General features: G+C 74.8%; 25 protein-coding genes and 1 pseudogene. 8 read left to right on the forward strand and 18 right to left on the reverse strand.

What is annotated here, in order from left to right; translation table 11 throughout:
• Positions 1 to 16 precede the first annotated feature (16 nt).
• Positions 17 to 514, reverse strand: coding sequence for a DUF5949 family protein (locus tag ACFWW8_RS18770; protein ID WP_386530064.1), 498 nt, complete (start codon positions 512 to 514; stop codon positions 17 to 19).
• Between the two features lie 56 nt (positions 515 to 570).
• A complete protein-coding gene (locus ACFWW8_RS18775) occupies positions 571 to 1167 on the reverse strand; it encodes a DUF4352 domain-containing protein (RefSeq protein WP_386530066.1) in 597 nt (198 codons plus the stop codon).
• A gap of 178 nt (positions 1168 to 1345) precedes the next feature.
• On the opposite strand from ACFWW8_RS18775, the gene ACFWW8_RS18780 reads away from it, so the two are divergent.
• Complete coding sequence (locus tag ACFWW8_RS18780) at positions 1346 to 1792, forward strand: DUF6299 family protein (RefSeq protein WP_386530068.1); 447 nt, start codon at positions 1346 to 1348, stop codon at positions 1790 to 1792.
• A gap of 36 nt (positions 1793 to 1828) precedes the next feature.
• Here ACFWW8_RS18780 and ACFWW8_RS18785 read toward each other — a convergent pair whose 3' ends face one another.
• From ACFWW8_RS18785 to ACFWW8_RS18805, 5 genes are all read right to left on the reverse strand, one after another.
• Positions 1829 to 1996, reverse strand: a complete 168-nt coding sequence (locus tag ACFWW8_RS18785; protein ID WP_383921939.1) for a hypothetical protein — start codon at positions 1994 to 1996, stop codon at positions 1829 to 1831.
• A gap of 85 nt (positions 1997 to 2081) precedes the next feature.
• Positions 2082 to 4085, reverse strand: a complete 2004-nt coding sequence (locus ACFWW8_RS18790) for a SpoIIE family protein phosphatase (protein WP_386530101.1) — start codon at positions 4083 to 4085, stop codon at positions 2082 to 2084.
• A 98-nt stretch (positions 4086 to 4183) separates the two neighbouring features.
• On the reverse strand, positions 4184 to 4465 hold the full coding sequence (locus ACFWW8_RS18795) for a hypothetical protein (protein WP_386530071.1): 282 nt from the start codon (positions 4463 to 4465) through the stop codon (positions 4184 to 4186).
• A 23-nt stretch (positions 4466 to 4488) separates the two neighbouring features.
• The gene (locus ACFWW8_RS18800) at positions 4489 to 5772 is read right to left on the reverse strand and encodes an NAD(P)-binding domain-containing protein (protein ID WP_386530073.1); all 1284 of its coding nucleotides are present in this window, start codon (positions 5770 to 5772) and stop codon (positions 4489 to 4491) included.
• A gap of 25 nt (positions 5773 to 5797) precedes the next feature.
• Positions 5798 to 7237, reverse strand: a complete 1440-nt coding sequence (locus ACFWW8_RS18805; protein ID WP_386530074.1) for an ATP-grasp domain-containing protein — start codon at positions 7235 to 7237, stop codon at positions 5798 to 5800.
• A gap of 78 nt (positions 7238 to 7315) precedes the next feature.
• On the opposite strand from ACFWW8_RS18805, the gene ACFWW8_RS18810 reads away from it, so the two are divergent.
• The gene (locus ACFWW8_RS18810; protein WP_386530076.1) at positions 7316 to 7531 is read left to right on the forward strand and encodes a hypothetical protein; all 216 of its coding nucleotides are present in this window, start codon (positions 7316 to 7318) and stop codon (positions 7529 to 7531) included.
• A gap of 51 nt (positions 7532 to 7582) precedes the next feature.
• The gene (locus ACFWW8_RS18815) at positions 7583 to 9124 is read left to right on the forward strand and encodes a glycosyl hydrolase (RefSeq protein ID WP_386530078.1); all 1542 of its coding nucleotides are present in this window, start codon (positions 7583 to 7585) and stop codon (positions 9122 to 9124) included.
• Between the two features lie 5 nt (positions 9125 to 9129).
• On the opposite strand, the gene ACFWW8_RS18820 is transcribed toward ACFWW8_RS18815, so the two are convergent.
• The 9 genes from ACFWW8_RS18820 to ACFWW8_RS18860 all read right to left on the reverse strand — a co-directional run bounded on the left by ACFWW8_RS18820 (position 9130) and on the right by ACFWW8_RS18860 (position 20305).
• Positions 9130 to 10272 carry a GNAT family N-acetyltransferase gene (locus tag ACFWW8_RS18820; protein ID WP_386530080.1) on the reverse strand — a complete coding sequence of 381 codons (1143 nt, stop codon included), beginning with the start codon at positions 10270 to 10272 and terminating at the stop codon, positions 9130 to 9132.
• Positions 10269 to 10991 carry a lipopolysaccharide biosynthesis protein gene (locus ACFWW8_RS18825; RefSeq protein WP_386530081.1) on the reverse strand — a complete coding sequence of 241 codons (723 nt, stop codon included), beginning with the start codon at positions 10989 to 10991 and terminating at the stop codon, positions 10269 to 10271. Before ACFWW8_RS18825 ends, ACFWW8_RS18820 begins: the two co-directional genes overlap by 4 nt.
• 73 nt (positions 10992 to 11064) lie before the next feature.
• Complete coding sequence (locus ACFWW8_RS18830) at positions 11065 to 12327, reverse strand: glycosyltransferase (RefSeq protein WP_386530082.1); 1263 nt, start codon at positions 12325 to 12327, stop codon at positions 11065 to 11067.
• Positions 12324 to 13100, reverse strand: coding sequence for a polysaccharide deacetylase family protein (locus ACFWW8_RS18835; RefSeq protein ID WP_386530083.1), 777 nt, complete (start codon positions 13098 to 13100; stop codon positions 12324 to 12326). Before ACFWW8_RS18835 ends, ACFWW8_RS18830 begins: the two co-directional genes overlap by 4 nt.
• Positions 13090 to 15090 (reverse strand): lipid II flippase MurJ, encoded by a 2001-nt coding sequence (locus ACFWW8_RS18840; protein WP_386530084.1) that lies wholly within the window; start codon positions 15088 to 15090, stop codon positions 13090 to 13092. Before ACFWW8_RS18840 ends, ACFWW8_RS18835 begins: the two co-directional genes overlap by 11 nt.
• The gene (locus ACFWW8_RS18845; RefSeq protein WP_386530085.1) at positions 15087 to 16463 is read right to left on the reverse strand and encodes an O-antigen ligase family protein; all 1377 of its coding nucleotides are present in this window, start codon (positions 16461 to 16463) and stop codon (positions 15087 to 15089) included. The genes ACFWW8_RS18840 and ACFWW8_RS18845 overlap by 4 nt, the downstream gene beginning before the upstream one ends.
• Positions 16463 to 17995 (reverse strand): exopolysaccharide biosynthesis polyprenyl glycosylphosphotransferase, encoded by a 1533-nt coding sequence (locus tag ACFWW8_RS18850; protein ID WP_386530086.1) that lies wholly within the window; start codon positions 17993 to 17995, stop codon positions 16463 to 16465. Before ACFWW8_RS18850 ends, ACFWW8_RS18845 begins: the two co-directional genes overlap by 1 nt.
• Positions 17992 to 19179 carry a glycosyltransferase gene (locus tag ACFWW8_RS18855; protein ID WP_386530087.1) on the reverse strand — a complete coding sequence of 396 codons (1188 nt, stop codon included), beginning with the start codon at positions 19177 to 19179 and terminating at the stop codon, positions 17992 to 17994. The genes ACFWW8_RS18850 and ACFWW8_RS18855 overlap by 4 nt, the downstream gene beginning before the upstream one ends.
• Before the next feature lie 19 nt (positions 19180 to 19198).
• On the reverse strand, positions 19199 to 20305 hold the full coding sequence (locus tag ACFWW8_RS18860; RefSeq protein ID WP_386530088.1) for a DUF3344 domain-containing protein: 1107 nt from the start codon (positions 20303 to 20305) through the stop codon (positions 19199 to 19201).
• 483 nt (positions 20306 to 20788) lie between these two features.
• Here ACFWW8_RS18860 and ACFWW8_RS18865 point away from each other — a divergent pair, with 483 nt between their 5' ends.
• The 4 genes from ACFWW8_RS18865 (at position 20789) to ACFWW8_RS18880 (ending at position 23468) form a co-directional block, all read left to right on the forward strand.
• Complete coding sequence (locus ACFWW8_RS18865; RefSeq protein WP_267721697.1) at positions 20789 to 21199, forward strand: rodlin; 411 nt, start codon at positions 20789 to 20791, stop codon at positions 21197 to 21199.
• Positions 21200 to 21437: 238 nt separating this feature from the next.
• Positions 21438 to 21671 (forward strand): chaplin, encoded by a 234-nt coding sequence (locus tag ACFWW8_RS18870; RefSeq protein ID WP_383923061.1) that lies wholly within the window; start codon positions 21438 to 21440, stop codon positions 21669 to 21671.
• A 121-nt stretch (positions 21672 to 21792) separates the two neighbouring features.
• Positions 21793 to 22941, forward strand: a complete 1149-nt coding sequence (locus tag ACFWW8_RS18875) for a chaplin (RefSeq protein ID WP_386530089.1) — start codon at positions 21793 to 21795, stop codon at positions 22939 to 22941.
• Between the two features lie 179 nt (positions 22942 to 23120).
• Complete coding sequence (locus tag ACFWW8_RS18880; protein WP_386530090.1) at positions 23121 to 23468, forward strand: hypothetical protein; 348 nt, start codon at positions 23121 to 23123, stop codon at positions 23466 to 23468.
• Between the two features lie 84 nt (positions 23469 to 23552).
• Here ACFWW8_RS18880 and ACFWW8_RS18885 read toward each other — a convergent pair whose 3' ends face one another.
• The gene (locus ACFWW8_RS18885) at positions 23553 to 23792 is read right to left on the reverse strand and encodes a chaplin (RefSeq protein WP_386530091.1); all 240 of its coding nucleotides are present in this window, start codon (positions 23790 to 23792) and stop codon (positions 23553 to 23555) included.
• A gap of 156 nt (positions 23793 to 23948) precedes the next feature.
• Entirely contained in the window at positions 23949 to 24422 is a 474-nt protein-coding gene (locus tag ACFWW8_RS18890) for a hypothetical protein (RefSeq protein WP_386530092.1), read from the reverse strand.
• Between the two features lie 269 nt (positions 24423 to 24691).
• Here ACFWW8_RS18890 and ACFWW8_RS18895 point away from each other — a divergent pair.
• Positions 24692 to 24815 (forward strand): annotated as a pseudogene (locus ACFWW8_RS18895) (RdlA protein); the annotation flags it as partial.

The raw sequence follows: 24815 nt of genomic DNA on the forward strand, positions 1-24815 counted from the left end.
CCGGCCCCTCGCGGGGTCAGACCTGGAGGGTCTGCACCGCGAGGACGCAGTGGGCGCTGCTGGTGAGCACTTCCTCGTCGCCCGCGAAGGCCTGGAGGACCTCCGCCGTCACCGGGCGTCCCGGAACCGCCTCCGGCCAGGCGCGCGTGGCGAAGAGGAAGTAGGCCTGGCCGCTCTCGTTGGCCGCCGCGACCCACTCGTCGGGGGCGGTGCAGGTGGCGTTGAGCCCCGGAAGGGTCAGCGTGACCTGGTTGCCGGCCATCAGCACGATCTGGACCGCGAAGGTGCGCGGGCTGCGGGTACCGTCCATGACCACGTCGCCGATGGGCAGGCCGATCTCCTCCAGCAGCCCGCGCGCGGCCGTCTCCCCGGCCTCCGGGCCCTCGGGGCCGTCGCCGAGCGTGTAGGCGAGGAGGTAGGGGATGTCGTGCCCGTCGGAGGGGTCGCCGATCCAGGCGAGCACCGAAAGGGTGCCGAGGTGGGACCGGTCGATCTCGGCTTGAGTAGAAGTCATGCGCGCACCCTAGTGGCCCGGCGCCCGGCCCTTTCACGGCCTTTCACCCGGGCGGGCTAGACGGCCCAGAAACCCTCTCCGGAATTCGCCCGCATGTTCGCGTCCTGGTACTGGAGGCGTGCGACGGAGACGTTTTCCGGGATTTCGAACACCACCCATCCCTCGGCCCGCTCACCCACCGCGAGGGAATCGAAGACGAGCGGTTCGCCGGTCGTCAGTTCGCCGGTGGGCACCACCGCGTGGCGCTGCCCCGCGCTGTCGTGCGCCCACATGCGTCCGAGGGCCCCGTACGAGTCCCCGCCCACGTTGACGAACGCCATCGAGGCCGCCACCCAGCGCTTGCCGGCGGGCGGCGCGAAGTTCTTCTCCACGCTGACCGCCGGGTCCACGTACGCGTTCAGCACCGCCTGGAGGTGACGGCCGACCCGCTGCCCGTGCACCCGTACGGAGTCACCCACACGGGCGTCCTTCACGCCGGGCCGCCCGGGTTTCCCCGCGGCCCCCGGCGCCCCGTCGTCCACCGGGACGGCGGGCGCCGCGGCGGGCGCGAGCGCGGCGCCCTCGGGGGCACGCTGGCAGGCCGTGGCGCCGAACAGGAGGAGCGGGAGCAGGGCGGCGGCGAGGAGCGGGGCCGGGACGGCGGACTGGCGCATGCGGAATCCCTTCGGGGATGTATTGCGGTCAGTCTCACGCGCCCGAGCGGGCAATTGCACACAGCGACACGACGGTGTGGAGCCCGCTGCCGCCCCTGTGCCAGCACAATGCGTTCCGGCGGATTCCCGACGACCGAATCCGCATCCTGTCCACACCCGCGTCATCCTGGAGGAATTCATGCGCGTTTCCGGACCCCGCCTGGCCCTGACGGCCCTTTCCGCGCTGGCCGCCGCCACCGTTCTGGCCGCCTCCGCGAGCGCGGCCCACAACGGTAATGAGATTTCCGTACAGCGCGATGCGCAGATCGGCGAACACGGCACCGTCACCCTTTCCGGCACCTACCGCTGTGCCCCGCCGTCACCCATGGGGACGGTTCAGATCGCGGCCACCCTCGTCCAGGAGGGCACGAAGCTGGGCTTCGGCGGCGGCGAGGCCGACTGCGACGGCCGGGTGCACCACTGGGAGGCCACGGGCACGCTGCGCCTGACGCCCGACGTCCACCCGGGCCGGGCCGGCGCCGAGGTGCGCCTCCAGGAGATCGGCCGCTCGGGCGGACTGCTCCCGACGCGGCTCAGCACCGTCGCGGAGGACCGCCGGGACGTCGAACTGCACGCGTACCGCTGACCGGAACGGTCCCGCGCGCGGAACCGTCGGCCGCCGCTACCGGCACTCGGGCGCGACGCCCGTCATCGACATGAACGCCGTCGACTGGCACCCGGGGTCCGCGTGCGGGCGCCCCGTCGTCCAGTCCACGACCGTCGGCACTCCGGCCGCCAGCAGGAGCAGCGCCAGGATCCCCGTCGCGGCTCCTTTGCTCAGCCTGCGCACGACACGGTCCGGCTCGAAGACTTGCGTTCCATGACCGCATCATCACCCCGCCCCCGGCGCTCCACAACTCGGCGTGTCCGTGTGGTCACCCCGCGCTCCGGGGGCTGCCCCCGACGGCGAACTCGCACCAGACGGCCTTGCCGTCGCCCCGGGACTCCACGCCCCAGTGCGACGCCAGCGCATCCACGAGCAGCAGGCCGCGCCCCGTCGTGGCGGCCTCGCCCGGGGTGCGCCGGCGCGGCCACACGCTGGAGCGGTCCTTGACCCAGAGCCGGATCCGGCGCACCGGCTCCGGCAGCACCTCCATGGTCAGCACCGCCCCGCCGTCCGTGTGCAGCAGGGCGTTGACCAGCAGCTCCCCGGCCGCCAGCTCCACGTCGTCGGCGAGCTCGGGCATGCCCCAGTCGCGCAGCGCCTGCCGCAGGGCGTAGCGGGCCTCGGAGAGCCCCTCGGGGTCGGCCTGGTGGATGTACTGGTGGATGCGCGGCGCCCGGTGGGTGCCCGGGTCGGGGGCCCGCCGCAGCACCAGCAGGGCCACGTCGTCCCCGGAGCCCCAGCGCTCCCACAGCCGGTCCAGGAGGTGGTCGGCGAGCGCCCCGGCCCCCTGCGGGCCGCTGCGCACGGCGTGCGCGAGGGACTCCATGCCCTGGGTGACGGTGGTGCCGGGCTCCTCCACCAGGCCGTCCGTGCAGAGCACCAGCGTCTCCCCGGGGACGAGGTCGAGGCGCGTCTCGGGGAACTCCTCCTGCTCGAAGTGCGTGGCCAGGCCCAGCGGCAGGCCACCGCGCACGTTGGGCCAGCCCGTACGCCCGTCCGTGTGCCGGATCAGCGGTCCGAGGTGGCCGGCGCGGACCGCCCGTACGCCTCCGGACTCCAGGTCCACCTGCGCGTACATACAGGTCGCGAAGCGCTCGGTGTCCAGCTCGGCCAGGAAGCGCGAGGCCCGCGCCAGCACCGTGGACGGCGGGTGGCCCTCCCCCGCGTACGCCCGCAGCGCGATCCGCAGCTGGCCCATGATGGCGGCCGCGTGCGTGTCGTGGCCCTGTACGTCGCCGACGACGATGCCGACCCGGTCGCGGGGCAGGGAGATCACGTCGTACCAGTCCCCGCCGACCTCCCGCCCGCTCCACGCGGCGTGGTAGCGCACCGCGATCTCCCCGCCCGTGATCTCGGGGATCCGGCGCGGCAGCATCGCCGCCTGGAGGCCGGTGGCGAACTCCCGCTCCTGGTCGAACAGGAGCGCCCGCTGGAGCGACTGGGCCACGATGCCGGCCAGGCCCAGGCACAGGTTGCGCTCCTCCGGGCTGAACTCGGTGCGCCGCCGGTAGAAGAGCACCAGCCCGCCGATGGCCCGGGCCTGCGCGATCAGCGGCAGGTAGGCGGCGGCGTCGTAACGGATGCGGCCCAGGTAGTCCCGCAGCAGGGGGAACTCATCGCCGAGCGCGGCGAGCGAGGTGACGAAGCGGGCCCTGCGGGTGAGGACCGTCTGCGACAGAGGCAGCGATCCGTCCAGCCGGGTCATGCTGCGCTCGCCGAGGATCTCCAGGGACTCCCCGCTCATCGCGATCATCTTCATGGTGCCGCCCTCGACGAGGCCCAGGGCCAGCCCGTCCGCGCCGAGCCGCTCCAGTGCGCCGGCCCCGGTCAGCGCGGCCGTCACGTCGTCGACGGTCACCGCCCGCGACAGGGCGTCCGTGGTCCGCTGCACGATCGTCGACTGCTGGGCGCGCGCCGACTCCAGCTTGCGCAGCTGTGTCGCCTGGGCCAGTTCGGCCGTGGCGTCGCGGACGATGCCCACGATCCGGTAGGCCCGCCCGGCCGCGTCCCGGAGCACCCGGCCCTGGGTGTGCGTCCACTGGTCGCGGCCGTCCCTGCGCTGCACCGTGAAGTACGCACCGTACGTCTCGCCGCCGCCGTCCAGGACGGCCAGCACCGTCTCGCCCAGCCGGGCGCCGTCCTCGGGCGCGATCCGCGCGCCGAGCCCTTCGGGCGTGCCGTCGAAATCGGCGGGCTCCAGGTCGAAGACGGTCATCCCGGCCTCGTCCAGCACCAGGGTCCCGTCGCCGAGGTCCCATTCGAAGCTGCCCATGCCGTTCAGCGCGAGCCGCTCGCCCGGTCCGGTCACGGGGGACCGCCGGCGCCTCCCGGGGCTGTCTCGCTCCGCCGCTGCCAAGAGACTCACACCACCTAACGGCCGGGCCAGCACGGCTGGGAGATCAGCCGCTCCCACTCCTCGTCAGGATGCCCCGGAAGGGTCCGCCCGGCCTCCCGCCAGCGCGTGACGAGGGACAGGTAGATCGGCGGCTGGGCGGGGTGGGCGGGCGCCGGGTACGGGTACGGGGGACGGTCGTACCCGGCGGCCGTCGCGTGGGCGGGGCGGTCGTACCCGGCGTTCCCGGCCGCGGGCTGTTCCCCGCGGCTGGCGGGGATCCGTACCCAGCCTCTGCCCTGTGCTCGCTCCCCGCTCATCGCGGACCCCTCTCACGCGGCTCTCACCGCAGGTACGTCTTCGGATGCCCGGCCGTGGCGCGGTCGGTCCGTGCGGCGCCGGTGGAGCCCGGCAGCGGGCCCCCGGCACCGAGGCGCCTGCGGACTCCACCCACCAGTCTCCCCGCCGTGAAGCCCGCACCGTGTACGAATCGCATGGAAGGGCCGAATGAGGGAGCCGTGAGCAGCCCCGCGAAGAAGAGTCCGGGCCACGAGGACTCGAATCCGGCGCTCAGCTCCGGCGTCCGGCTCCGCCCCACCGTCTCCAGCGCGCCCCGCAGCCCCGCGTCGAGCAGGTCGAGCCGGTCCAGGTCAGGGGTGAACCCGGTGGCCGCGATGACGTGCGCGGCGTCCAGCACCAGCGGCTCCCCGGCCCGGGAGGTCAACTCCAGCCGGGTGCGGTCGCCCACGGCCGACGCCCGGTGCAGCCGGTACCCGAGAAGGGCCGGTACGCGCCGCTCGAACCGCTCCCGCAACCACCAGGCGCCCGCCGGGCCCAGGGCGGTGGCCGCGATCCGCTCCCGGGTGGCGGCGGGCAGCCGGTGCACCGCCCAGGGGAGCTCCGACCACACCCAGCTGCGCCAGCCGGTGCCCAGCCCGCTGTGCGGTTCGCGCAGGGCGCGCAGCGGGGTCCGGCTCAGCGGCTGCGGCACCGTGTTCCAGTTCAGCCGGGCACGCCGGGCCACCAGGCACGGCCGGGCGTCCTGCTCGGCCAGCAGGGCGGCGGTCTCCAGGGCCGCCTGTCCGGCGCCGAGCACGGCGACCTCGCTCCCGGCGAAGCGGGCCAGGTCCCGGTGGCCGCTGCTGTGCGAGTAGTGCGCGGGAGGCAGGTCCCGCAGCGCCCGGGGGTGGTGGACGAAGGGCATCACCCCGACCGCGAGGGCGACCGTACGGGTCAGGAGCGGCGGTCCCTCGGCCGTGTGGACGCGGAAGCCGCCGCCGTGCGGGGTCACCTCCGTGACGGTCACCTCCTCCACCTCGGGCACGGCCTGGCGGGCGAACCACATCCCGTACGCGCTGAACGTGCCGATCGGCAGCGGAGTGCCGTGCTCCGCGGCCGTCCCGAGCATCGCGCAGTAGTCGCCGAGGGTGTGCCGCCCGTCCGGCGCCGACAGGTTGGAGGACCAGGGCTCCGACTTCAGGTACATGCCGCCGGGCATGTGGTCGCGCCAGGAGGCCATGGGCCGTCCCAGCACGCGCACGTCGAGCCCGGCGCCCGCCGCGTGCGCGGCGATGGACAGCCCGTACGGGCCCGCGCCCACCACCACGAGATCGTCCGTCCGCGTCACGGCCGCCGTCCCTCCCTCTCCACGGTCAACGGGTCACCAGCTCGTCCGGTTCGGCCGGGGCCTCCGGCGGGGCCGGCCGGGAGGCCGTGCCACCGCCCGCGACGCCCTGCCGGTCGCGACCGCGCTGGCGGGGGGCGCGGACCACCGCGCGGGCGGTCCGGCGGCCGTGGGCGGGCACGCCGCGCAGGGCGAGCACGCCCTTGTCGGCGCCGCGGCCGAGGAAGGCGGCCAGCATCGCCAGGAACGGCAGCAGGTCGTCGGACGCGAACCAGGCCGCCTCCACCCGCCCCCGCTCCCCCCGGGGCAGCGCCCGCAGGGGCCCGTGCCCCGCGGCCGCGCCCGCCGTACCGGCCGCTGCCGGGGCCGGGGCCGGAGCCGGAGCCGGAGCCACCGCGCCGGGCGCGGACCGCGGCCCGGCCACCACCGGCCCGGCCCGCCGGCCGGGTACCGCCTGGGCTCCCACGGCGGGCAGGACGGGAGGTACGGGAGACCCGCCCGGGGCGGCCGCGGCGGGCATCGGAGCGGCGGGCCTCGGGGCGGCGGACTTCGGGGCGGCGGACTTCGGGGCCGCCGGGAGGCGTCGCGGCAGCGAACCGCCGCGCAGCACCGCGAGCAACGCGTAGTTCTCGGCGACGAACACGCGGCCCGGGCCGCCCGAGGGCTCCGGGACCCGCTGGCCCGTCAGGTCCAGGTACATCGCCTGGACGACGTCCAGCCCGGACGCGTCCGTGAACAGCCGGAACTGCGCCCCCGGGCGGGGGTTGAAGTCCACGAGCCGGAAGGTGCCGCGCTCGTCCCGGCGGAAGTCCAGGTCCAGGATCCCCTGGTAGCCGAGGCGTTCGGCGAGCCTCAGCCCGGCCTCCTCCACCGCCGGGTCCGGCAGCCAGCGGCCCACCGCCGTCAGGCCGGTGCGCACCGGCCAGGACAGCTCCTTGCGGCCCGACCCGGCGAGCAGCGGGCGCCCGCCGCGGCTGAAGGCCCCGTGGAAGAACCAGTCGGTGTCCGGCCCGGCCGGCAGGAACCGCTGGAGCAGGAGCCTGCTCCCGGCCTCGGCGGAGCGCTCGTAGAGCCGGCGCGCCTCGGCGACGCTGTGCACGAGCAGCGTGCTGCGCAGCCCCCCGGCCCCCGCGGGCAGCAGCCACGGCCGGCTCCACTTGGCGATCACCGGCAGCCCCAGGCTCCACGCGGCCTCCGCCGCCTCCGCCCCGCTCGCCGGGATCGCGGTCTCCGGGTGCGGGACGTCCCACCGGGCGCAGAGCCGGGACAGCTCGGCCTTGTCGGCCACCCGGGCGGGCAGGTTGTCGGGCTGATGGGGGGTGCGGAAACGGTCCGTCAGACCGGCCGCGATCCGGGACACGGCGATGGCGCTCAGATCGTCCATGGCGATGAGGACGGCGGGCCGCCCGATCCGCTCGGACACCGCGGCCAGGCACTCCAGCAGCGCCTCGGGGGCTGCAGGATCCAACCCTCCGTCAGGTCCCGCGTGCACGGCGCGCAGGTACCGCGAACGCACCACGGGGCCTCCCCCGGACCCGACGACGACATGGACCTCCACGCCCTTGCGGCCAAGGGATCTGACGGCGCCGAGGGTTCCGTGGTGGAACGGATTGCGATCGAGTCTGAGCAGGACGGCGGGCACATGGCCGGTGAACGCGTGCATGGAAACGGTGTCTTTCACCTAGTCGGACCAAGCGGGGGTGGTGCGCACCTGCGAATGGCCTATGCGGTGGTGACCGAACAGGCCATTCGTCAGATCTGATGCCTAACGTCTTCGGTAAGCACACCGATTCAGGAAAGCTCGGGAGACGCCATGCCCAGACCACGCCGCCGACTGGCGAGCACCTGCATCGGTACGGTCACGGCCGGACTGCTCGCGACCGGTGCCGCGCTCGCGGCACCCGAGGAGGACCGGCCCAGGGGCTCCGACATCGCCATGGGCGCCTATCTCGACTACGGGCCGCCCGGAGTGGCCCGCATCCCGCTCCTGTCGCGCTGGCTGGGCGGCAGGGAGATCCGGGTGGGGCACACCTATCTCCCCGGCGACCAGTGGGCGGGCATCGAGGGGAACGTCTCGTTCCTCGCGGACTGGGCCGCCTGGCGGCTGGCCGACGACGACCGGATGTTCGTCCTCAACGTGCCCATGCAGGCGCGGAACGAGGAGCGGGTGCCCGACTACCAGGTGGCCCAGCTGATCCGGGCGGGCGCGGAGGGCCAGTACGACCGGCACTTCCGCAGGCTCGCCGAGAAACTGGTGGCGCTGGGCGTCCCCGACACGGTGATCGTGCTCGGCTGGGAGATGAACGGCACCACCTACACCCACCGCTGCGGGCCGGACCCGGAGGGCTGGAAGACGTACTGGAAGCGCGTCGTCACCACGATGCGGTCGGTGCCGGGACAGAAGTTCAAGTTCGATTTCGCCCCGAACCGGGGGACGGACGCGATCGGCTGGACCGCGTGCTACCCCGGTGACGACGTGGTCGACATCATCGGGATGGATTCGTACGACCAGGCTCCCGGCCGGACCTTCGACGACCAGATCACCCAGCCGTACGGGCTCCAGAAGCACGTCGACTTCGCGAAGGCACACGGCAAGCAGATCTCGTACCCGGAGTGGGGGCTGTACCGCCACGGGGACAATCCGGAGTACGTGCGGCGCATGCTGAAGTGGATCGAGCAGCACAAGCCGCTCTACCACACCATCACCGACTACTGCCCGCACGGCGTGTGGCAGTGCAAGCAGAACCCGGACTCGGCGAAGGTCTTCCGCGACGCGCTGACGCCCGAGAAGCCCGGCCCGGTGATCCCGACCCCGGTGGTCCCGACGCCCGTCATCCCGACCCCGGTGGTCCCGACGCCCGTGGTTCCCACACCGGTCGTCCCGACCCCGCAGATCCCGACGCCGCAGATCCCGACGCCCCAGGTCCCCACCCCGCAGGTCCCGACGCCCGAGGCGCCGACGCCGGTCACCCCGAGCCCGCTCGTCCCGACGCCGCAGGTGCCGGGCCCGGAGGTCCCGAGCCCGGCCGTGCCCTCGCCGGTGGTCCCGTCGCCCCTGGTGCCGCTGCCGGTCACCCCGAGCCCGGCGGTCCCCTCGCCGGCCGTCCCCTCGCCGGTGGTCCCGTCGCCCGCGAGCCCGGCGCCCTCGCCCGCCGCGCCGAGCCCGCTCGTCCCGCCGCCCGCGCCCACGGCGCCCAAGCCCCAGCCGCAGCCGCCGAAGCCGAAGCCGCCGGTCAACAGCAAGCAGTGGTGCGTGCCCGTCAACTTCGGCGAGTGGCTCTCCAAGCTCGTCGGCAAGCAGTCGTTCTGCGTCCAGGTCGACTGGAAGGACGACTTCCGCTTCTGGCCCTTCTAGCCGGGTCATCGCACCCGCAGGTCGTTGAGCCGCGCCCGCCAGTCCCTGGCGACCGGCAGCGCCTCCCGCAGCGCGTTCACCGCCCGCCCGCGCCCCGTGAGCTGCGACTCGTGCAGTCGCAGCAGGGGCGCGAGCGCGGCCGTGGCCAGCAGGAACCGCTGGTTCACGACCGTCTCGGGCCGCCAGTGGTTCTTGTACGGCTCGCTGCCGCGCAGGAAGCTCACCACCGGGCGGCCGTCGGCGAGCGCCCGGCCCGTCTCGTGGCGCAGCAGCAGCGTCGCCACGTCCACCTTGCGCGTGCGCAGGTCCGGGTCGGCGCCGTACAGGTAGCCGCCGCTCAGCCCGGCCGACAGCAGCGTGACGTTCGCCGCCACCACCTCGCCGTCGAGGCGGAACTCCGTCAGCCGGCCCTCCCCGGCCCGCACCATCCGCCGGGTGGCCCGGGTCAGGTGCTCGGCGAACCGGGGCCTCAGGTGCTCGGGGGTCACCCCGCGGCCGCGCCACTGCTTCTCGTGCAGCCGCAGCAAGGTCCGTACGGCGCGCGGCACCTCCTGCTCGGTGACCTCGTGCTCCTCGATCCCGGCCGCGTCCGTCTTGCGGAGCTTGGCCCGCACCCGCTGGCCCCCGGAGGCCGGCATCCGCTTGACGAGCTCGTCGAAGGGGAGCGTCGGCAGCTCCATGCAGGTGGAGTCGGTGAGCTTGCTGCGGGCCCCGGCCCAGTGCTCGTACACGCCTTCCGCGGCGGCCCCCGGACGCACCTCGCGCAGGTCGACGACCGCGCTCCGGGCGGCCCGGTGCAGCCCGCGGGCCAGCGCCGGGACGACCTGGCCGGCGTGCTCGGCGGCCACGAGCACGTCGAAGTAGTCGGTGATGTTGCCGCCGAGCGGCACCAGCAGCGGCAGCGGCCGGTGGACGAGCATCAGCGCGGCCGCGCCGACCAGCTCCCCGTCGCGCCGCACGAGGACGATCCGGAGCCGGCCCTCCTTCCCGTACGACAGCCACCAGGAGTGCAGCCATGCGTGGCTCTGGAAGGGGGTGGCGGTGGGGCAGCCGCGGACGAGCCGGTTCCACGGCTCCTCCAGCGCGGCGAACTGCCGGGGGTCGCGGCACAGCGTCACCGCCAGGGCCCCCGCGGAGCCCGGGCTCATCGCACGGGCTCCTTCTCCTTGTTCTCGGCGTGGTCGCCCTGCGCCGGGAGCGTGGCGTACTCCCCGACCGCGGGCGCGCCCGCGACGGCGGCGCCGTCGGTCTGGTCCCGGTGCCGGCCGCGCGCCGGCCGGGCCAGCAGCCACAGCCCGCCCAGCAGGCCGCCCGCGCACATCCCGACGGCGCCGCTGATCGGGGCGGACGGGGAGGCCGGGTCGGCGGGGGCCACGGCCTGGCTGAACAGCAGCAGCTGGACGCCCGTGTTCTTCGCGGCCTGATTGCTGCTCAGGGACAACGCGTCCGCGACGGCGTTGGCGATGTCGGCGGCCCCGGCGGGGCTCTCGGAGGTCCCGGTGATGGCGATCATCGGGGATTCGGGGGAGGTCTCCGCCCGCACCTGGGTCCGCAGCTGCCGGACGGTGACGCCCGCGCGCGGCTGGGCGTACGCGAGGGTGGAACTGCTGGTGGCGATCCGGGCGTACGCCTGGGCGAAGCCCAGCGCGGTGGCCGGTTCGGTGGTGTCGTCGGGGACGGCGACGACGTAGCTGGTGGCGGCGTACTCGGGGGCCTTGAGCACCCCGTACGCACCGCCCGCGGCCAGCCCGAGCAGGGCGCAGGCGGGCAGCGGCCACCACGCGGGCGGCGGCCCGGGCCTGCGCCGGGCGGCCTTCTTCTGCTCCGAGCGGTGGTCGGACTTCTTCTGGTCGGCGGTGTCGGCCATGGGCGTGCTCGCTTCCTGGGAGTGGAGGGGCGTTCTCGGGGTACCGGCCGTTCCCCGGCCGGGTGGGTGCGGATCAGCCGGGCCCGGGGCCGCCGGACCCGTCCCGTCCGGAGCGGGGGCGGCCCGGGCCCGGCCCCGCCGGGGACCGCGGGGACGCGGCGGCCGGGACCGTCCGGGACCGGTCCGCCGGCGCGGCCAGCGCGAGGGCGTAGACGTCCAGGAGCTGCTGGGCGCTGCGGGCGATGTCGTAGCGGCGGACCACGGGCGGCGGCGGCAGCCGGCGGGCCCCCGCCTCCATGTGGCCGCGCAGGGCCGCGACCAGCTCCTCCGTGCCGGGGCCGATGCGCCGGGCGCCGGGCGCCTGGGCGGCCGGCAGGTCGTCGATGGCCGGGCAGGTCACGTGGAGCACCGGCAGGCCGGCGGCCAGCGCCTCCACCACCGCGAGGCCGAACGCCTCCTCCCGGGACGGGGAGACGAAGACGTCCATGGCGGCCAGCAGCGCCGGGATGCCCGGGGTGCGGCCGTCGGCGCTGTCGCCGAGCGGGTCCCGCTCCCCCAGCAGGTGGATGCGGCTCTGCGCGCCCAGCTCGGCGGCCAGCAGCCGCAGCGCGGCCCGCTCCGGGCCGTCGCCGGCCAGCAGCAGGTGCGCCCCGGGCAGCGCCGCGACGGCCCGGACCAGGACGTCGAACCGCTTGCCCGGCACCAGTCGGCCGACGCCGCCGACCACGAAGGCCCGCTCCGGCAGCCCCGTGCGGACCCGGGTGGAGCGCCGGACGCCCCCGTCGAAGCGGAAGCGGACGGCCTCGATGCCGTTGGGTACGACGTGCACCCGCGCGGCCGGCACACCCCAGCCCTCCAGCCGGGCCGCCACGGTGTCCGACACCGCCACGGTCGCGGCGCCGAGGCGCTCGCTGGCCAGGTACAGCGCCCGTACGCCGCCCGACAGCGCCCGGCCCTCGATCTCGCCCTCGCCGAGGGAGTGCTCGGTGGCCACGGTCGTCCCGACCCCGGCGAGCCGGGCCGCGAGCCGCCCGTACACGCAGGCCCGGTACAGGTGCGTGTGCACGAGGTCGTACCGGCCGCGGCGGATGAACCTCACCAGCCGCGGCAGCGCGCCGAGGTCCCGGTTGCCCGTCATCCCCAGGTGGACGACGCGGACCCCGTCGGCGCGCAGCCCCTCGGCGACCGGCCCGGGGTTCGTCAGCGTCAGTACGTCGCAGGGCATGGGCATGTGCCGCAGCAGCAGCCGCAGCTGCTGCTCGGCGCCGCCCACTCCGAGCCCGGTGATGATGTGGAGCGCCCTGGCCTCCCGCACGTCCTTGCGCACGTCCTTCACCGGCGCACCCCCCGCCGGAGCTCCCGGACCTGGTGGCGCAGCTGCTTGACCCGCAGTCGCGCCCCGCCGTCGGACTGGCTGACGTGCGTGCGGGGCAGCGCGTGCGGTCCCGCGAGGCGGCCCGGGTCGATGGCGCAGGCGTAGCCGTACCCGGCGGCCCGCGTCGCGTCGACGACCCGCGCGTCGAGGTGTCCGTACGGGTAGCAGAAGCCCTCCGGCCGGGTCCCGGTCAGCTCGCGCAGCAGGTCGCGGCTGCCCCGCAGCTCTTGCAGGAGCACGTCGTCGGCGGCTGCGGTGAGGTCCTGGTGGAGCAGCCCGTGCGAGCCGATCTCCTGTCCGGCGGCGGCGACCTCGCGGATGCCCTCGGCGGTGAGCAGGGCCTTGCGGGGGCCCAGCGGGTCCCACACGTTGTCGACGCCGAGCCGGCCGGGCAGCACGAAGAGGGTGGAGGTGCAGTCGTAGCGGCGCAGCAGCGGCAGGGCCCGGGTCAGGAAGTCGGTGTACCCGTCGTCGAAGGTGAGGCCGACGAGCCCGTCGCCGCGTCCGGCGGCCCGGGCCCGGAGCAGCTCCCCGACGGACACGCCGCGCAGGCCCCGGGAGCGGAGCCACCGCAGCTGGGCCTCCAGGGCGCGCGGGGTGACGGTGATCCCGTACGGGTCCTCGGCGGGGTCGGTGAACTCGGCGACCGAGTGGTACATCAGGACCCACGGCGATGCGGACCGTGGGGCGGGGACCACCACGGCGGCGGGCGCCGTGTCGGAGTCAGCGGACATTGCGGAACCTCTGCGTGAGCTGGGAGGAGAACTGGGCGATCTGGCCGGGCAGGGCGGTGACTTCGAGCGCCCGTATGGCCATGCCGGTGGCCCCGAACATGGCGGGGACGAGCAGGCAGCCGAGGGCGGCGCTGACCGTCGGGTCGGGGATCATCGGGCCGGCGATCCAGCCGGTGCCGCAGGCGGCGACGGCGGCGACGGCGAGCCGGCCGATGCTGACGGCGACCCGGCGGACCTGGATGGCCACGATCCGGGAGCCGAGGCCGGTGAGGAGGAGGACGGCGGTGGTGGTGATGCCGGCCGCGTTGGCGGCGGCGATGCCCCGGGTGCCCCACCAGCCGACGGCGAAGGCTCCGGCCACGATGTTGACGAGGAGGCCGGCGCCCATCGCAAGCGCCGGGAACCAGGTGGGCCGGGCGGTCGAGAAGAAGGGCCGGGACAGCGCGCCGACGAGGCAGTGGCCGAGGAGTCCGAGTCCGTAGACCCGCATGACGGAGGCGGTGGCGAGGGTGTCCTGGTGGGTGAAGGCACCGCGTTCGAAGAGGACCTGGATGATCTGCGGGGCGTAGCCGATGACCAGCGCGGTGCCCATCAGGACGGCGAGGGAGGCCAGCGCCAGGTCCTGCTCGACCCGGCGGCGGGCCTTCTCGCGCTCGCCGGCGGCCATGGCCTGGGCCACCACCGGGAAGGTGACGGTGCAGATCATCAGCGCCAGCACCATCGGCATCTGCGCCACCTTCTGGGCGTAGTTCAGGTGCGAGATGGCGCCGGAGGGCAGGGAGGCGGCGAGGAACCGCTCCACCAGGACCTGGGACTGCCGGAAGACCGCGAAGAAGATCACGGGGGCGATGAGGCCGAAGGCGATGAGGGTGGGCCGGTCGCGGTCGCGCCGGCTGCGCGGGGCGCGCTTGGCCCGGGTCGGCCCGAATCCCACGTTCCGGATGAAGGCGGGCAGTTGGACCAGGACCATCAGCAGCCCGCCGACGGCGACTCCGGCGGCCGCCGCCCGCACCCCCCACAGGGCGTGCAGGGCGAGCATGGTGCCGATGATGCCGACGTTGTACGAGACGTAGATCGCGGCCGGCGGTACGAAGGACCGGTGCGCCCGCAGCGCGGCGCTGAAATAGCCGGCGATGCCGAAGGAGAGCACGGTCAGCGCGGTCAGCCGGGTGCACTGCACGGCGAGCCCGGGGTCGGGCAGGCCGGGGGCGAGGACGGCGACGACGAGCGGCGCGGCCACGATGAGGACGGAGGCCACGGCGGCGAGGAACACGGCCAGCCGCGGCAGGGTCGCCGCCACCAGCATCCGTACGGGGTCCTGGGCGCGGGCCTCCTGGCGGGTGAGGCCGGCCCGTCCGGTGGCCCGGCGGGCCAGGGCGTGGCTGAAGGCGGGGACCATCAGCAGGGCCATGGCGTCCTCGATGAGGAGCGTCGAGGCCATCTCCGGCACGGTCCACGCGATCAGGAAGGCGTCGCTGTCGGGCCCGGCGCCGAAGAGGTGCGCGATGGTCTGGTCGCGTACGAGTCCGAACACCGCCCCGGCGGCGGTGAGCCCCGCGGTGACGGCGGCGGCCCTGGCGAGGAACCGCCCCAGCGGCGCGGGCGCGTTCCCGCCCGGGGAGGCCGCCGGGCGGGGGACCGCGGCGGCGGCCCGGCGGGGGGCCGTGCGGACCCCCGGGGCGGCGCCGCCCGCGTACCGGGCGGGTCCGGCGGGCGGCCCGGGTGCGGTGCCGGACCGGGCGCCGGCGCCGGATCCGGTCGCGGACCCGGCGGCGGCGTCGGCGTCGGCGCCGGTCGCGGACCGGGCCACGACCCGCACGCTGCGGACGTCACGGCGGCGGCCGCCGTCCGCCGCGGCCGCCCCGGCGGGCTCCCCCGGCGGGCGGGCCGGATCCGGTCCGGCGGCGCCGTGCGGGATTCCCGGCACACGGGCGGGGCCCGCCCCGGCCGGAGGGCCGGAGGCGGGCCGCCAGGGCGTGGTGTCCGTCACCGGCGGGCCGCACCGGGGACGGCGCGCGGTCCGGCCGCGGGGCCGGTGCGCCCGGCCGCGGTGTCCCGCGGGGGCAGGGCCCACCAGGCGGCCAGGCCGATGATCACCCCGGTCAGGACGGTGGACGGTCCGCCGATGTCCGCGTAGAGGAAGTCGGTCAGCTGCCACACGAGCAGGCCGACCGCGATGAGCCCGCAGTCCCGCACCGACCCGCCGACGGCGAGCCGTCGCAGGCCCGCCACCAGCAGCGCCGCCCAGCCGCCCACCAGCGCGACCAGTCCGATCAGCCCCTGCTCGCTGAGGATCAGCAGGTACATGTTGTGCGGGGAGAGCAGCGGCTGGCGGATGTACGCCTGCCCCGCGCCGGCGGTGTCGCTGCCGGAGGACAGCCCCAGCGAGGAGTGCCCGTCGCGGTGGGCGGGGAACCCCTTGAGGCCCACTCCCGCCGCCGGCCGCTCGCGCCACATCGACTCGGCGGCGGCCCACATCGTGTACCGGTCCGTCACCGACTGGTCGGGGGCGCTGGAGACCTGCGTGATGGAGGTCAGCCGCTCCGCGACCATCTCGGAACCGACCCCGAGCCCGCCCACCAGCACCACGCCCGTCGCGGCCAGTGCGAGGAGCACCTTCAGCGCCCGCCGGATCCCGGCCAGCACCATCACGAGCACCGCCGCGCCCAGGGTCGCGATCCAGGCGCCCCGGCTGAACGACAGCGCCAGCGGCAGGGTGGCCGCGAGCGCCGCGCCCGCGGCCACCCGGCGGACCGTGCGGGGCAGCCCCGGCGACAGCGCGGCGGCGGTCGCCACGATCAGCCCGTACGCCACCACGGTGGCCATGCCCATGACGTCGCCGGGGCCGAAGGTGCCCACGGCCCGGATGTCCTCGCCCTGGTACGAGGCCCCGGTGCGGGTCGCGAACTGCACGACTCCCACCGCGCCCTGGACCAGCGCCAGCACCACGAAGCACCCGGCGGCGATCCGGAACTCCCCGGCGTCGCGCACCAGCAGCACCACGGCCGCCGGAACCAGGACGAAGACCTGGAGGTAGCGCACGAAGCCCGGCAGGGCGGCGTACGGGTCGCCCGCCGTCACCGTCGCCACGGCGAGCCCCACGGCGGGCATCCCGAGGACCAGCACGCCGAGCGGGCTCAGTTCCCGCACCCGCCCGCGCAGCGCCTGGACCGCGCAGACGAGCACCAGCAGCAGCGAGGCGGCGTCGGCGGGTCCCACCTTGCCGGAGGCGGTCGCGTCGCCCGCCGGGAGCGGGGCGAGCAGCAACAGCACGGTCGCGGCGAGCGGCAGCAGCGGCCAGTGCCGGCGCAGCAGGCCCGGCACCTCGGACCGCACGCCGTCGAGGGGGACGGCGAGGCTCATCAGCTGCCCCCCAGCCGGAAGCGGAAGAAGGAGGCCGCGGTCCGGGCGAGGATCCACAGGTCCTGCCAGAGCGACCAGGTGTCGATGTAGTGGTTGTCGAAGCGGGCCCGGTCCTCGATGGAGGTGTCCCCGCGCAGGCCGTTGATCTGGGCGAGGCCGGTGATGCCGACCGGCATCCGGTGGCGTGCCTCGTAGCCGGGGTGCACGGTGGAGAACTTGGCCACGAAGAAGGGCCGTTCGGGCCGCGGGCCGACCAGGCTCATCTCACCGCGCACGACGTTCCACAGCTGCGGCAGCTCGTCCAGCGAGGACTTGCGCAGGAAGGAGCCGACCCGGCTCATCCGGCGGTCGCCGGCGACCGTCCAGCGGGTGGCGGACTCGTGCGCGTCGGCGCGCAGGGTGCGGAACTTCAGCAGGGTGAAGGGCCGTCCGTACAGGCCGACGCGCTCCTGCCGGAAGATGACGCCGGGGCCGTCGCAGGTCCGTACGGCCAGCGCGCACAGCAGCATCACGGGCGCGGCGGCGGCCAGGGCGACCAGCGCGAGCGCGGCGTCGATGCCGCGCTTGGCCCAGCGCTCCAGGGGCCGCGCGGGGCGCGGCAGCAGCGGCTGGACGGCGTACCCCCACAGCTGGTCGGCGGGGTGCGCCACCCGCATGCCGGTGACCTTGGCGGTCCCGGCCGGGTCGGCGAGCCAGAGCCGGCAGCCGTGGTCGTGGAAGAGGCGGACCAGCGAGGCGGTGCGCTCGTCGGCCTCCGGCGGGCGGGTGAACACCGCGTGCCGCACCGAGTTCTGGATGACGGCGCGGCGCACGTCCTCGTGGGTGGCGAGGACGGGCAGCGGGCCGGTGTCCGTTCCGTCCCCGGAAGCGGTGTCGGCGAGGCCGACGGGGCGCAGCCCGTACTCGGGGCGGCCGTGCAGGGCGGCGGCCACCGCCCCGGCCCCGGTGAGGGGACCGACGACGAGCGCGGAGTCGGGCCGGCGGACGGCGGTGCGGCGCCTGAGCTGGTTGACGAGCCCGCGGCCCGCGCACGCCAGGACGGCCTGGAGGCAGACGGCGGTCAGCAGCGCGGCCCAGCCCAGCGCCCGGCCCGGGGCCACGGCGGCGACGAGCGCGGCGGTGCCGGCCCACAGGACGGCGGAGCGCCCGGCGAGGGCGGGCAGTTCGAGGAGGGCGGAGGGGGCGAGGCGCGGCCGGTACAGCCCGGCCTGCGCGTGCAGCGCGGCCAGCAGCACGGCGGCGGGCACGGCCGCGGCGGCGGGCAGCGCCGCCGTCCCCGGCGGGGCGGCCGCGGGCAGGGCCGCCGCGGTGAGGACGGCGGCGAGCGCGTCGGCGGCGAGCAGCGGGAGCACCCCGTCCCGGCGGCGGACCCGCCGCGGCCGCAGGGCGGGCCGCGCCTGGTCGGCCCTGGGCCCGCGCGGGGGGTGGATGGCGGCCCGGGAACGGCGGACGGCGGTGGTTCCGGCGGCCGTGCCGCCGTGCCCCGTGCCGCCCTGCCCGGTGTGCCGGGCGGGTGCGCTGTCCATCGTCATCGGCTGATGCGCTCCTGGTTCAAGGGCCGGGGCCTGCCCAGCAGTTCGTGGTACAGGCCGGTGACCGCGTCCGTGGTCCGCCGCACGTCGAATTCGGTCCGGGCGTGCTGCCGGGCCTGCTCGCCGAGTTCGGCGAGCAGCCGCGGTTCGGCGAGCAGCCGTCCCAGGGCCTTGGCCAGGGCCGTCGGGTCCTCCGGCGGCACCAGGCACAGCCGTCCCTGGCCGGACGGCAGGCTCTCCCGGGCTCCGCTGACATCCGAGACCAGGACCGGGCGGCCGCAGGCCATGGCTTCGAGCGGGGCGAGCGCCATGCCTTCCCACCGCGACGGCAGTACAACGAGATCGGCGGCCCGAAGCCACGGTCGGATGTCGGGGGCGGGGCCCGCGAAGAGGACTCCGGGCGGCGCCGTGCGGCGCAGCCGTTCGCTGTCGGGGCCGTCCCCGACAAGGGCGAGCCGGGCCCCGGGCACCGCGCCCAGCACCTCCGGCCAGGCCCGCAGCAGGACGTCCTGGCCCTTCTGCGGGCAGATCCGGCCGACGCACACGACGAGCGGCCCGTCGCCCTGGAAGGCGGCGGGCAGGGGCAGTTCGGCGCGCGCGCCGGCGCGGACGAGGTCGGCGTCGGGCCCGCCCGGGCCGAAGTGGCCGAGGTCGACGCCGTTGCGGACCACCGACCATCGGGCAGTGATCCCCTCGGACTCCCCGGCGCGGCGTTCGGCCTCGCTGACGCAGAGCACCCGGTCGGCCCAGCGGGCCCCGTACCGCTCCCAGCGCAGGGCGAGCGCGCCGGTGGCCCCGCCGACGGCGTCGAAGGACCAGGCGTGGGGCTGGAAGACGGTGGGTACGGATCCCCGCGCGGCGAGCCGGCCGGCCAGTCCGGCCTTCGCGCTGTGCGCGTGCAGCAGGTCGGGACGGACGCGGCGGAGCAGCCGCCGGGCGCCGATCACCTCGGCGGGCAGTCCGGGCCCGGGGGCCCGCCCGGCGCGCCAGGGCAGGACCTGCGCGCCGGCGTCCCGGGCCGCGCCGGCGAGGAAGCCGCCGGGCGGGCAGCCGACGACGGCGCGCAGGCCCGCGGCGCTCTGCGCACGGACGAGGTCGACGACGACGCGGGCGACCCCGCCGTCGACGGGCTGGACGAGGTGGAGGACGGTCGGCAGCTGAGCTGCCAAAGGCTGTGTGGGCACGTGGAGTGGTCCCCTGGGTTCAGCGGCGCGCGTCTGTCTGTACGAAGAGCACACCGAGGAAATGACCCTGACTTTCGCCCGTGAACCTGAAGCTCAGGCTGCGGGCGCCACCGGACAGTGCGGGACTCAGGTCGAACACGTCCGCGTCATATCCGAGACTATTCATATGTTCGGGCTGTCGCACGAACGAGTGACGCCCGAATTCCGTGATCGTGGAATTCATAACATCATTAAAAGGATTTTCTGAATCGCCGAGTTTGACCCTCCGGCCGCTGTCCGCCGTCACGGTGAGCGAGTCCCCGAGAACACCGCGGTCCCCGTCGTACCCGACCACACCGGCCCGCCCCGCCGAGCCGGGCGGCGCGTCCAGGCCCCGGACCTCGACGGTCCTGTCACCGGCCCGGGCGGCCAGCACCTCGAAGCCGTCCCACAGCGAGATCCGGCGCAGCGGCTCCCGCGGGTGCTCGTAGGCGACGACCAGCGTCCAGCCGCCCCAGGCCCCGACCTCGGAGTGGCCCCTGGCGATGTTGAGCTGGGCCACCGTCCACATCCCCGCGCCGCCCCCGCGGACCAGCGGGGTCACGTCCGCGCTGGCCTGGTAGGCGTCGCTGCCGGCGTCCACGCGGTGGCCCGTCACCGTGTCGGCGAGGACCTCCTTGTACGCGCCGCCCGGCTCGGCGACCAGCACCCGACCGTTGTCCTGCGGCGGCTTCTGCTCACCGACGCGCAGGTTGCCGCCCCAGTAGAGGCGGGCGTACGAGACCTTCGCCCCCTGGGGCACCTTGAGTTCGGCCCGGGTGGAGTTGTAGGTGTCGGGGTCCTTGTCGACGTCGCTGTAGAACATCTCGAAGTCGCCGTTGACCCCGGCCGCGCCCCGCTTGACCTCGGCGCACGGCTCGGCGTCCGGGGACTCCTCCCGGCGGCAGCCGATGCTCGAGTTGGAGGCCCTCACCAGCCCGCCGTGCTGCACGGCCTGGTAACGCTCGGTGAACGGAACCCGGGCCAGCTCCCTGGAGGCGGGAACTCCCGGAGCTGCGGCCGCCGCCACCGCCGCGGGAACGTGTACGGAAAGTGCGAGGCAGGACAGCAGACCGAGCGTGCCGAGGATTCTGCGGGAGGAACCCATGACCCTGTCTCCATTTTCGATCAGGGGGACAAAACAGGAGTGAACTTTGTCAGAAATCAGGCTGGAAATCACGTCGGACTCGCCTGTACGGCCTTTCGGGCGATAGCACGCACCCTCAAAGCGGGCGGATCGTTATCGCAGGCACCATTGTTCGAATGAAAAGGAAAAGCGAAGAGGAAGAGGGCACCGGCACGGGGCCCGGCCACGGCCGGCCCGGACGCGGCTCCGCCGCCCGGCGACACGAGGGCCGCACCCGGCACCCGGCGCCCGGCGCCCCGGTGAACGGACGTGGCGGATCCGAGCCCCCGTTCCCCCTCCGGTTCACCCCCGTTCGGCGGCGCCGCCGTCAACGCCCGGGCACCGGAACGTCAACCGCGCCACCCGAAACGTCGGCATCCGGGTGAAGCCACGCAACCCCAACAGGGTCCGGTCCGTTGATCCGAGTGCTCCAGTACCGGGCAATCCTGCAAAAAAGGGACGACAATGATCAAGAAGATGATGGCCACGGCAGCGGTTGCGGCCTCGGTCGTGGGCATGGGTGCCGCCATGGCGCCGCAGGCGATGGCCATCGGGAACGACAACGGCGTCAACACCTCGAACGGCAACAACGCCGCGCAGATCTACGGCAACCAGGCCACCTACGGCAACATGAGCCCGCAGATGGCGCTGATCCAGGGCTCGTTCAACAAGCCCTGCATCGCCCTCCCCGCGAAGGCCAACGTGCAGTCCGTGCTGGCCCTGGTCAACGTCGGCGTCCAGGACATCCCCGTCCTGTCCAGCCCGCAGAACCAGCAGTGCACCGAGAACTCCACCCAGGCCAAGGGTGACGAGGCCCTGTCGCACATCCTCAGCAACATCCCGGTCCTGTCGGGCAACGTCTCCTCCGGCAGCTGACCGAGGTCCGCGCCAGCGAGGCCGCCGCACCCACGGGTCGCGGCGGCCTCGCCGCATGTAGGGCCGGGGCCGACCGCCCACGCGAAGGGCGACTCATGTCCCCCACCCGCCCCCAATTCGCGCCGCGCATCGGGGTGAATTACCGAACCGCCGCCAAAAACATGCGGTTTCTTTTCCCGAACCCGCTCGTTGTTAATTCTGCAGTGGATACGCCTCTGCGGGAAAGGATCGAAATCAAATGACGTACAAGAAGGCACTCGTGCTGACCGCCGGCGTTCTGATGGCTGCCGGTGCCGCCTCCCCCGCCATGGCCGACGCCGACGCCAAGGGCGCGGCCGTGGGTTCCCCGGGCGTCCTGTCCGGCAACCTGCTCCAGGTCCCGGTGCACGTCCCGGTCAACGTCTGCGGCAACACCGTCAACGTGATCGCGCTGCTGAACCCCGCGTTCGGCAACACCTGCGTCAACGCCTGACGAAGCGCCTCCGCCCGCGAGGGCGAACCTCCTCGGGGTGGCCTCGGAGTGCACGGCGGTGCACTCCGAGGCCACCTTCGATTCAGCACCGGCAGCACCGCCGGTAGACAGGGAAGGACCCATGCGACAGGTACTGAGCCGACAAGTACTGGGCAAGGGGATGCTCACGGCGGCAGCCGCGTCGAGCCTGCTGTCGATCGCGACCGGCGCGGCCTACGCGCACCAGGGAGCGGCCGCCGAGGCCTCGCACTCGCCGGGCGTGCTGTCCGGCAACAGCGTCTCGGTACCGGTCACCTTCGCCCCGAACGTGTGCGGCAACAGCGTGGACGGCGGTGCGGCGCTCAACCCCGCGATGGGGAACCGGTGCGTCACCACCACCGGCGACTCCGGCCACGACTACGCGCGCCACCTGAGCCCGGAGAACGCCGAGGCCCTGGAGCGCTACCTCGACGAGCGCGACGCCCGGCACGCGGTGCCGGAGCAGCGCCACGGGGAGCCGCGGCACGAGGGCCCCCGGCACGCGGCCCCGCGCCACGAGACCCCGCGCCACGAGATCCCGCAGTCCGAAGCCCCGCGGCACGAAGCTCCTCGGCACGCCGAGCCGACCCGGCCGGGCCCCCGGCACGCGGCCCCGCGCCACGAGGAGCAGGAGCACCGGGGCGGCTACGGCGGCCCCGGCGAGCAGCGGGCCGAGGAGGAGTGCGACGACCACCCCGGGTCCGCGCCGCACCCGCCCGCGCACCACGTCCCGCCGGCCCCCGGGCAGCCGGGGCCCGAGCCCGTCGGGGAGCACCCGGCCCCGCAGCCGCCGCCGGTCGACGAGGCGCCCGCCCCGCTGCCGGCTCCGGAGGCGCAGACTCCCGTACCGCTTCCCGCGCCGCTCCCGGAGCCCGCACCGGTCCCGGTCGAGGCCCCGCAGCCGCTGCCCGCACCGGCGCCCGGACCGGAGGAGGGCCCCTCGGGGCCGCCGCACGGGAGCATGCCCGTGGTGTACCCGGCCCCCGCTCCGGCGCCCGAGCCCGTACGGCCGCCCGCCGACCAGCCGCCGGCCGCCCCGGGTGGTGACGCCCCCGTCCACGCCACCCCGGCTCCGGCGCCCGCGCCGGCTCCCGCCCCGGTCCCGGCCCCCGAACCGGCGCCCGCGCCGGCGCGGGTCACCGCTCCCGTCCTGGCGGAGACCGGCGCGGGCCAGCCCGCGGCGGCGGCCGCGCTGGCGTCGGCCCTGATCCTGGGCGGCGCCATTCTGTACCGGCGGTCCCGGCTCTCCTGAGCGGCAATACCGGTCAGCAGAAAAAACATCGGCCGGAGAATTCCTTGTCGGATTCTCCGGCCGTTGCCGTGTACCCGCGCGACCGCGTTTCCGCAGCGACGGGGAATCGTTAGCCAAAGCGATAGCGGCGCGACGGTCGCCGCTGACACCTCTGTCCATGAAAGAAGAGGATTTCGATAATGAAGCTCACGAAGATCGCCGCTGTCGTCGTCGGCTCCGTCGCCGCCCTCGGCGCCTCCGCTCCCGCCTTCGCGGCCGAGGCACCCGCCGCGATGCCCCCCATGAGCCTGACCGGCGGGGTGACGGAGACCCTGAACGCCGTGGGCCCCGTCTCCGAGTCCCTCCCGCAGACCGTGGGCAACGGACTGGCCGAGCAGGGTGACCACGTCAACAAGGTCGTGGGAACGGTCCAGAAGGTCAACAAGGCCCGCAACGACCTTCCCGGCGAGGTCCTCGGCCTGGCGAACGGCGCCACCAAGTCGAACCCGATGCTCGGCGGCGTGACCCTCAACGGCGGCACCAGCTGACCCGTCCCGGCTGAACACCTGCCGACATGACTGTGGGCGCCACCGGCAAGGCCGGGGCGCCCACAGGCGGTGGTGCGGCTGACGTCAGTCGTTGATGCAGACGTTGCCGAACGCCGGGTTCAGCAGGCCGACCACGTTCACGGAGTTGCCGCAGACGTTGACCGGGATGTGGACCGGAACCTGGGCCAGGTTGCCGGACAGAACGCCCGGGGAGCCCACGGCCGCGCCCTCGGCCGAGGAGTCGGCGGAGGCTGCACCGGCGGCACCGGCCACGGCGAGACCAGCGGTGGCCATGACCAGGGCGGCCTTCTTGGCAGAGTTCATGGGAAGTGCACCTTCTGTTCGATGTTCTGCCCCGATCCCGGGGCTCACACCGAGCGAAACGCTCCAGCTTCCCAGAGGACACGGTTCCGCACGCGATCAGACCTGTTCAGCCCAATGGTCGTCACCGGTGCGAAACTCCGGCCGCGTTCCGGCGCCCTAGGGGACGGCGGGGATCTCGGGCAGGGCGGGGAGAGCGGGCATCAGATCCGCCGGCAGCGCGGGCACCTGGGCGGCGGGCGGCACCGCGGGCACCCCGGCGGCCGGCGGCAGCGCCGGCACCTCCACCGGGGGCAGCTTGAGGTCGGGCAGGCCCGGTACGGCCAGCAGGGCCGGGAGCTTCGGCAGCTCGATCGGCGGGATCTTCACCCCGGCGGGCAGCAGGCCCTCCAGGGACTTGAGGAGGTCCGCGATGGTCTTGGAGAGACCGGCGAGGAGGTCGTCGATCGGACCGGCCGCGGCGCGCCCCTCGATCGTCTCGATCTTCTGCTGGACGGCCGCGACCCGCTTCGTGATCTCGGCGGAGCCGGAACCCTCCGCGGCGACCGCGGGGGCGGCCGCGCCGGACAGTATGACGACGGCGAGGGCCGACGGGACGAGGAGGCGGGCGCGGGACGGCTTCGTGCGGTGCATGGGTGTTCCTTCTCCTGGTGGCACAGAAACGGACCCGATCGATCCGCTTCCTTACCCACCGTGCGAACACCTCGCACGGAGCGCAACAGGAGCGCGTGCGGTGCTGGCTGCGTACGGGCTTCGCGCAGGCGTCCGGAGGTGTCTCACCCGGGTCGGGGAAAAGTCCGGCCCGGGCAGGCCGTTTGAGTGAAGCAACGGAACCAACCCCCCGGTGGGGCAGTTGACCAGGGCGCTCCATCAGCGGGCACTCGTGCGACAGAAGGATCAAGATGTTCAAGAAGTTCATGACCGCCGCCGCGGTCACCGCCGTTGCGGTCGGCGCGGGCGCTGCTGCCGCGGCCCCGGCCATGGCCATCGGCAACGACAACGGGGTCAACACCGTCAACGGCAACG

This window comes from Streptomyces sp. NPDC058701, from assembly GCF_042715295.1.
Taxonomy (GTDB): Bacteria; Actinomycetota; Actinomycetes; order Streptomycetales; family Streptomycetaceae; genus Streptomyces.

Coding starts and splice junctions, on each gene's coding strand:
- ACFWW8_RS18835 (WP_386530083.1), bottom strand. CDS start 13,100: ATGTCCGCTGACTCCGACACGGCGCCCGCCGCCGTGGTGGTCCCCGCC.
- ACFWW8_RS18815 (WP_386530078.1), top strand. CDS start 7,583: ATGCCCAGACCACGCCGCCGACTGGCGAGCACCTGCATCGGTACGGTC.
- ACFWW8_RS18790 (WP_386530101.1), bottom strand. CDS start 4,085: ATGGGCAGCTTCGAATGGGACCTCGGCGACGGGACCCTGGTGCTGGAC.
- ACFWW8_RS18775 (WP_386530066.1), bottom strand. CDS start 1,167: ATGCGCCAGTCCGCCGTCCCGGCCCCGCTCCTCGCCGCCGCCCTGCTC.
- ACFWW8_RS18890 (WP_386530092.1), bottom strand. CDS start 24,422: ATGCACCGCACGAAGCCGTCCCGCGCCCGCCTCCTCGTCCCGTCGGCC.
- ACFWW8_RS18870 (WP_383923061.1), top strand. CDS start 21,438: ATGACGTACAAGAAGGCACTCGTGCTGACCGCCGGCGTTCTGATGGCT.
- ACFWW8_RS18770 (WP_386530064.1), bottom strand. CDS start 514: ATGACTTCTACTCAAGCCGAGATCGACCGGTCCCACCTCGGCACCCTT.
- ACFWW8_RS18850 (WP_386530086.1), bottom strand. CDS start 17,995: ATGACGATGGACAGCGCACCCGCCCGGCACACCGGGCAGGGCGGCACG.
- ACFWW8_RS18810 (WP_386530076.1), top strand. CDS start 7,316: ATGGACCTCCACGCCCTTGCGGCCAAGGGATCTGACGGCGCCGAGGGT.
- ACFWW8_RS18845 (WP_386530085.1), bottom strand. CDS start 16,463: ATGAGCCTCGCCGTCCCCCTCGACGGCGTGCGGTCCGAGGTGCCGGGC.
- ACFWW8_RS18865 (WP_267721697.1), top strand. CDS start 20,789: ATGATCAAGAAGATGATGGCCACGGCAGCGGTTGCGGCCTCGGTCGTG.
- ACFWW8_RS18885 (WP_386530091.1), bottom strand. CDS start 23,792: ATGAACTCTGCCAAGAAGGCCGCCCTGGTCATGGCCACCGCTGGTCTC.
- ACFWW8_RS18875 (WP_386530089.1), top strand. CDS start 21,793: ATGCGACAGGTACTGAGCCGACAAGTACTGGGCAAGGGGATGCTCACG.
- ACFWW8_RS18795 (WP_386530071.1), bottom strand. CDS start 4,465: ATGAGCGGGGAGCGAGCACAGGGCAGAGGCTGGGTACGGATCCCCGCC.
- ACFWW8_RS18780 (WP_386530068.1), top strand. CDS start 1,346: ATGCGCGTTTCCGGACCCCGCCTGGCCCTGACGGCCCTTTCCGCGCTG.
- ACFWW8_RS18880 (WP_386530090.1), top strand. CDS start 23,121: ATGAAGCTCACGAAGATCGCCGCTGTCGTCGTCGGCTCCGTCGCCGCC.
- ACFWW8_RS18825 (WP_386530081.1), bottom strand. CDS start 10,991: ATGGCCGACACCGCCGACCAGAAGAAGTCCGACCACCGCTCGGAGCAG.
- ACFWW8_RS18860 (WP_386530088.1), bottom strand. CDS start 20,305: ATGGGTTCCTCCCGCAGAATCCTCGGCACGCTCGGTCTGCTGTCCTGC.
- ACFWW8_RS18820 (WP_386530080.1), bottom strand. CDS start 10,272: ATGAGCCCGGGCTCCGCGGGGGCCCTGGCGGTGACGCTGTGCCGCGAC.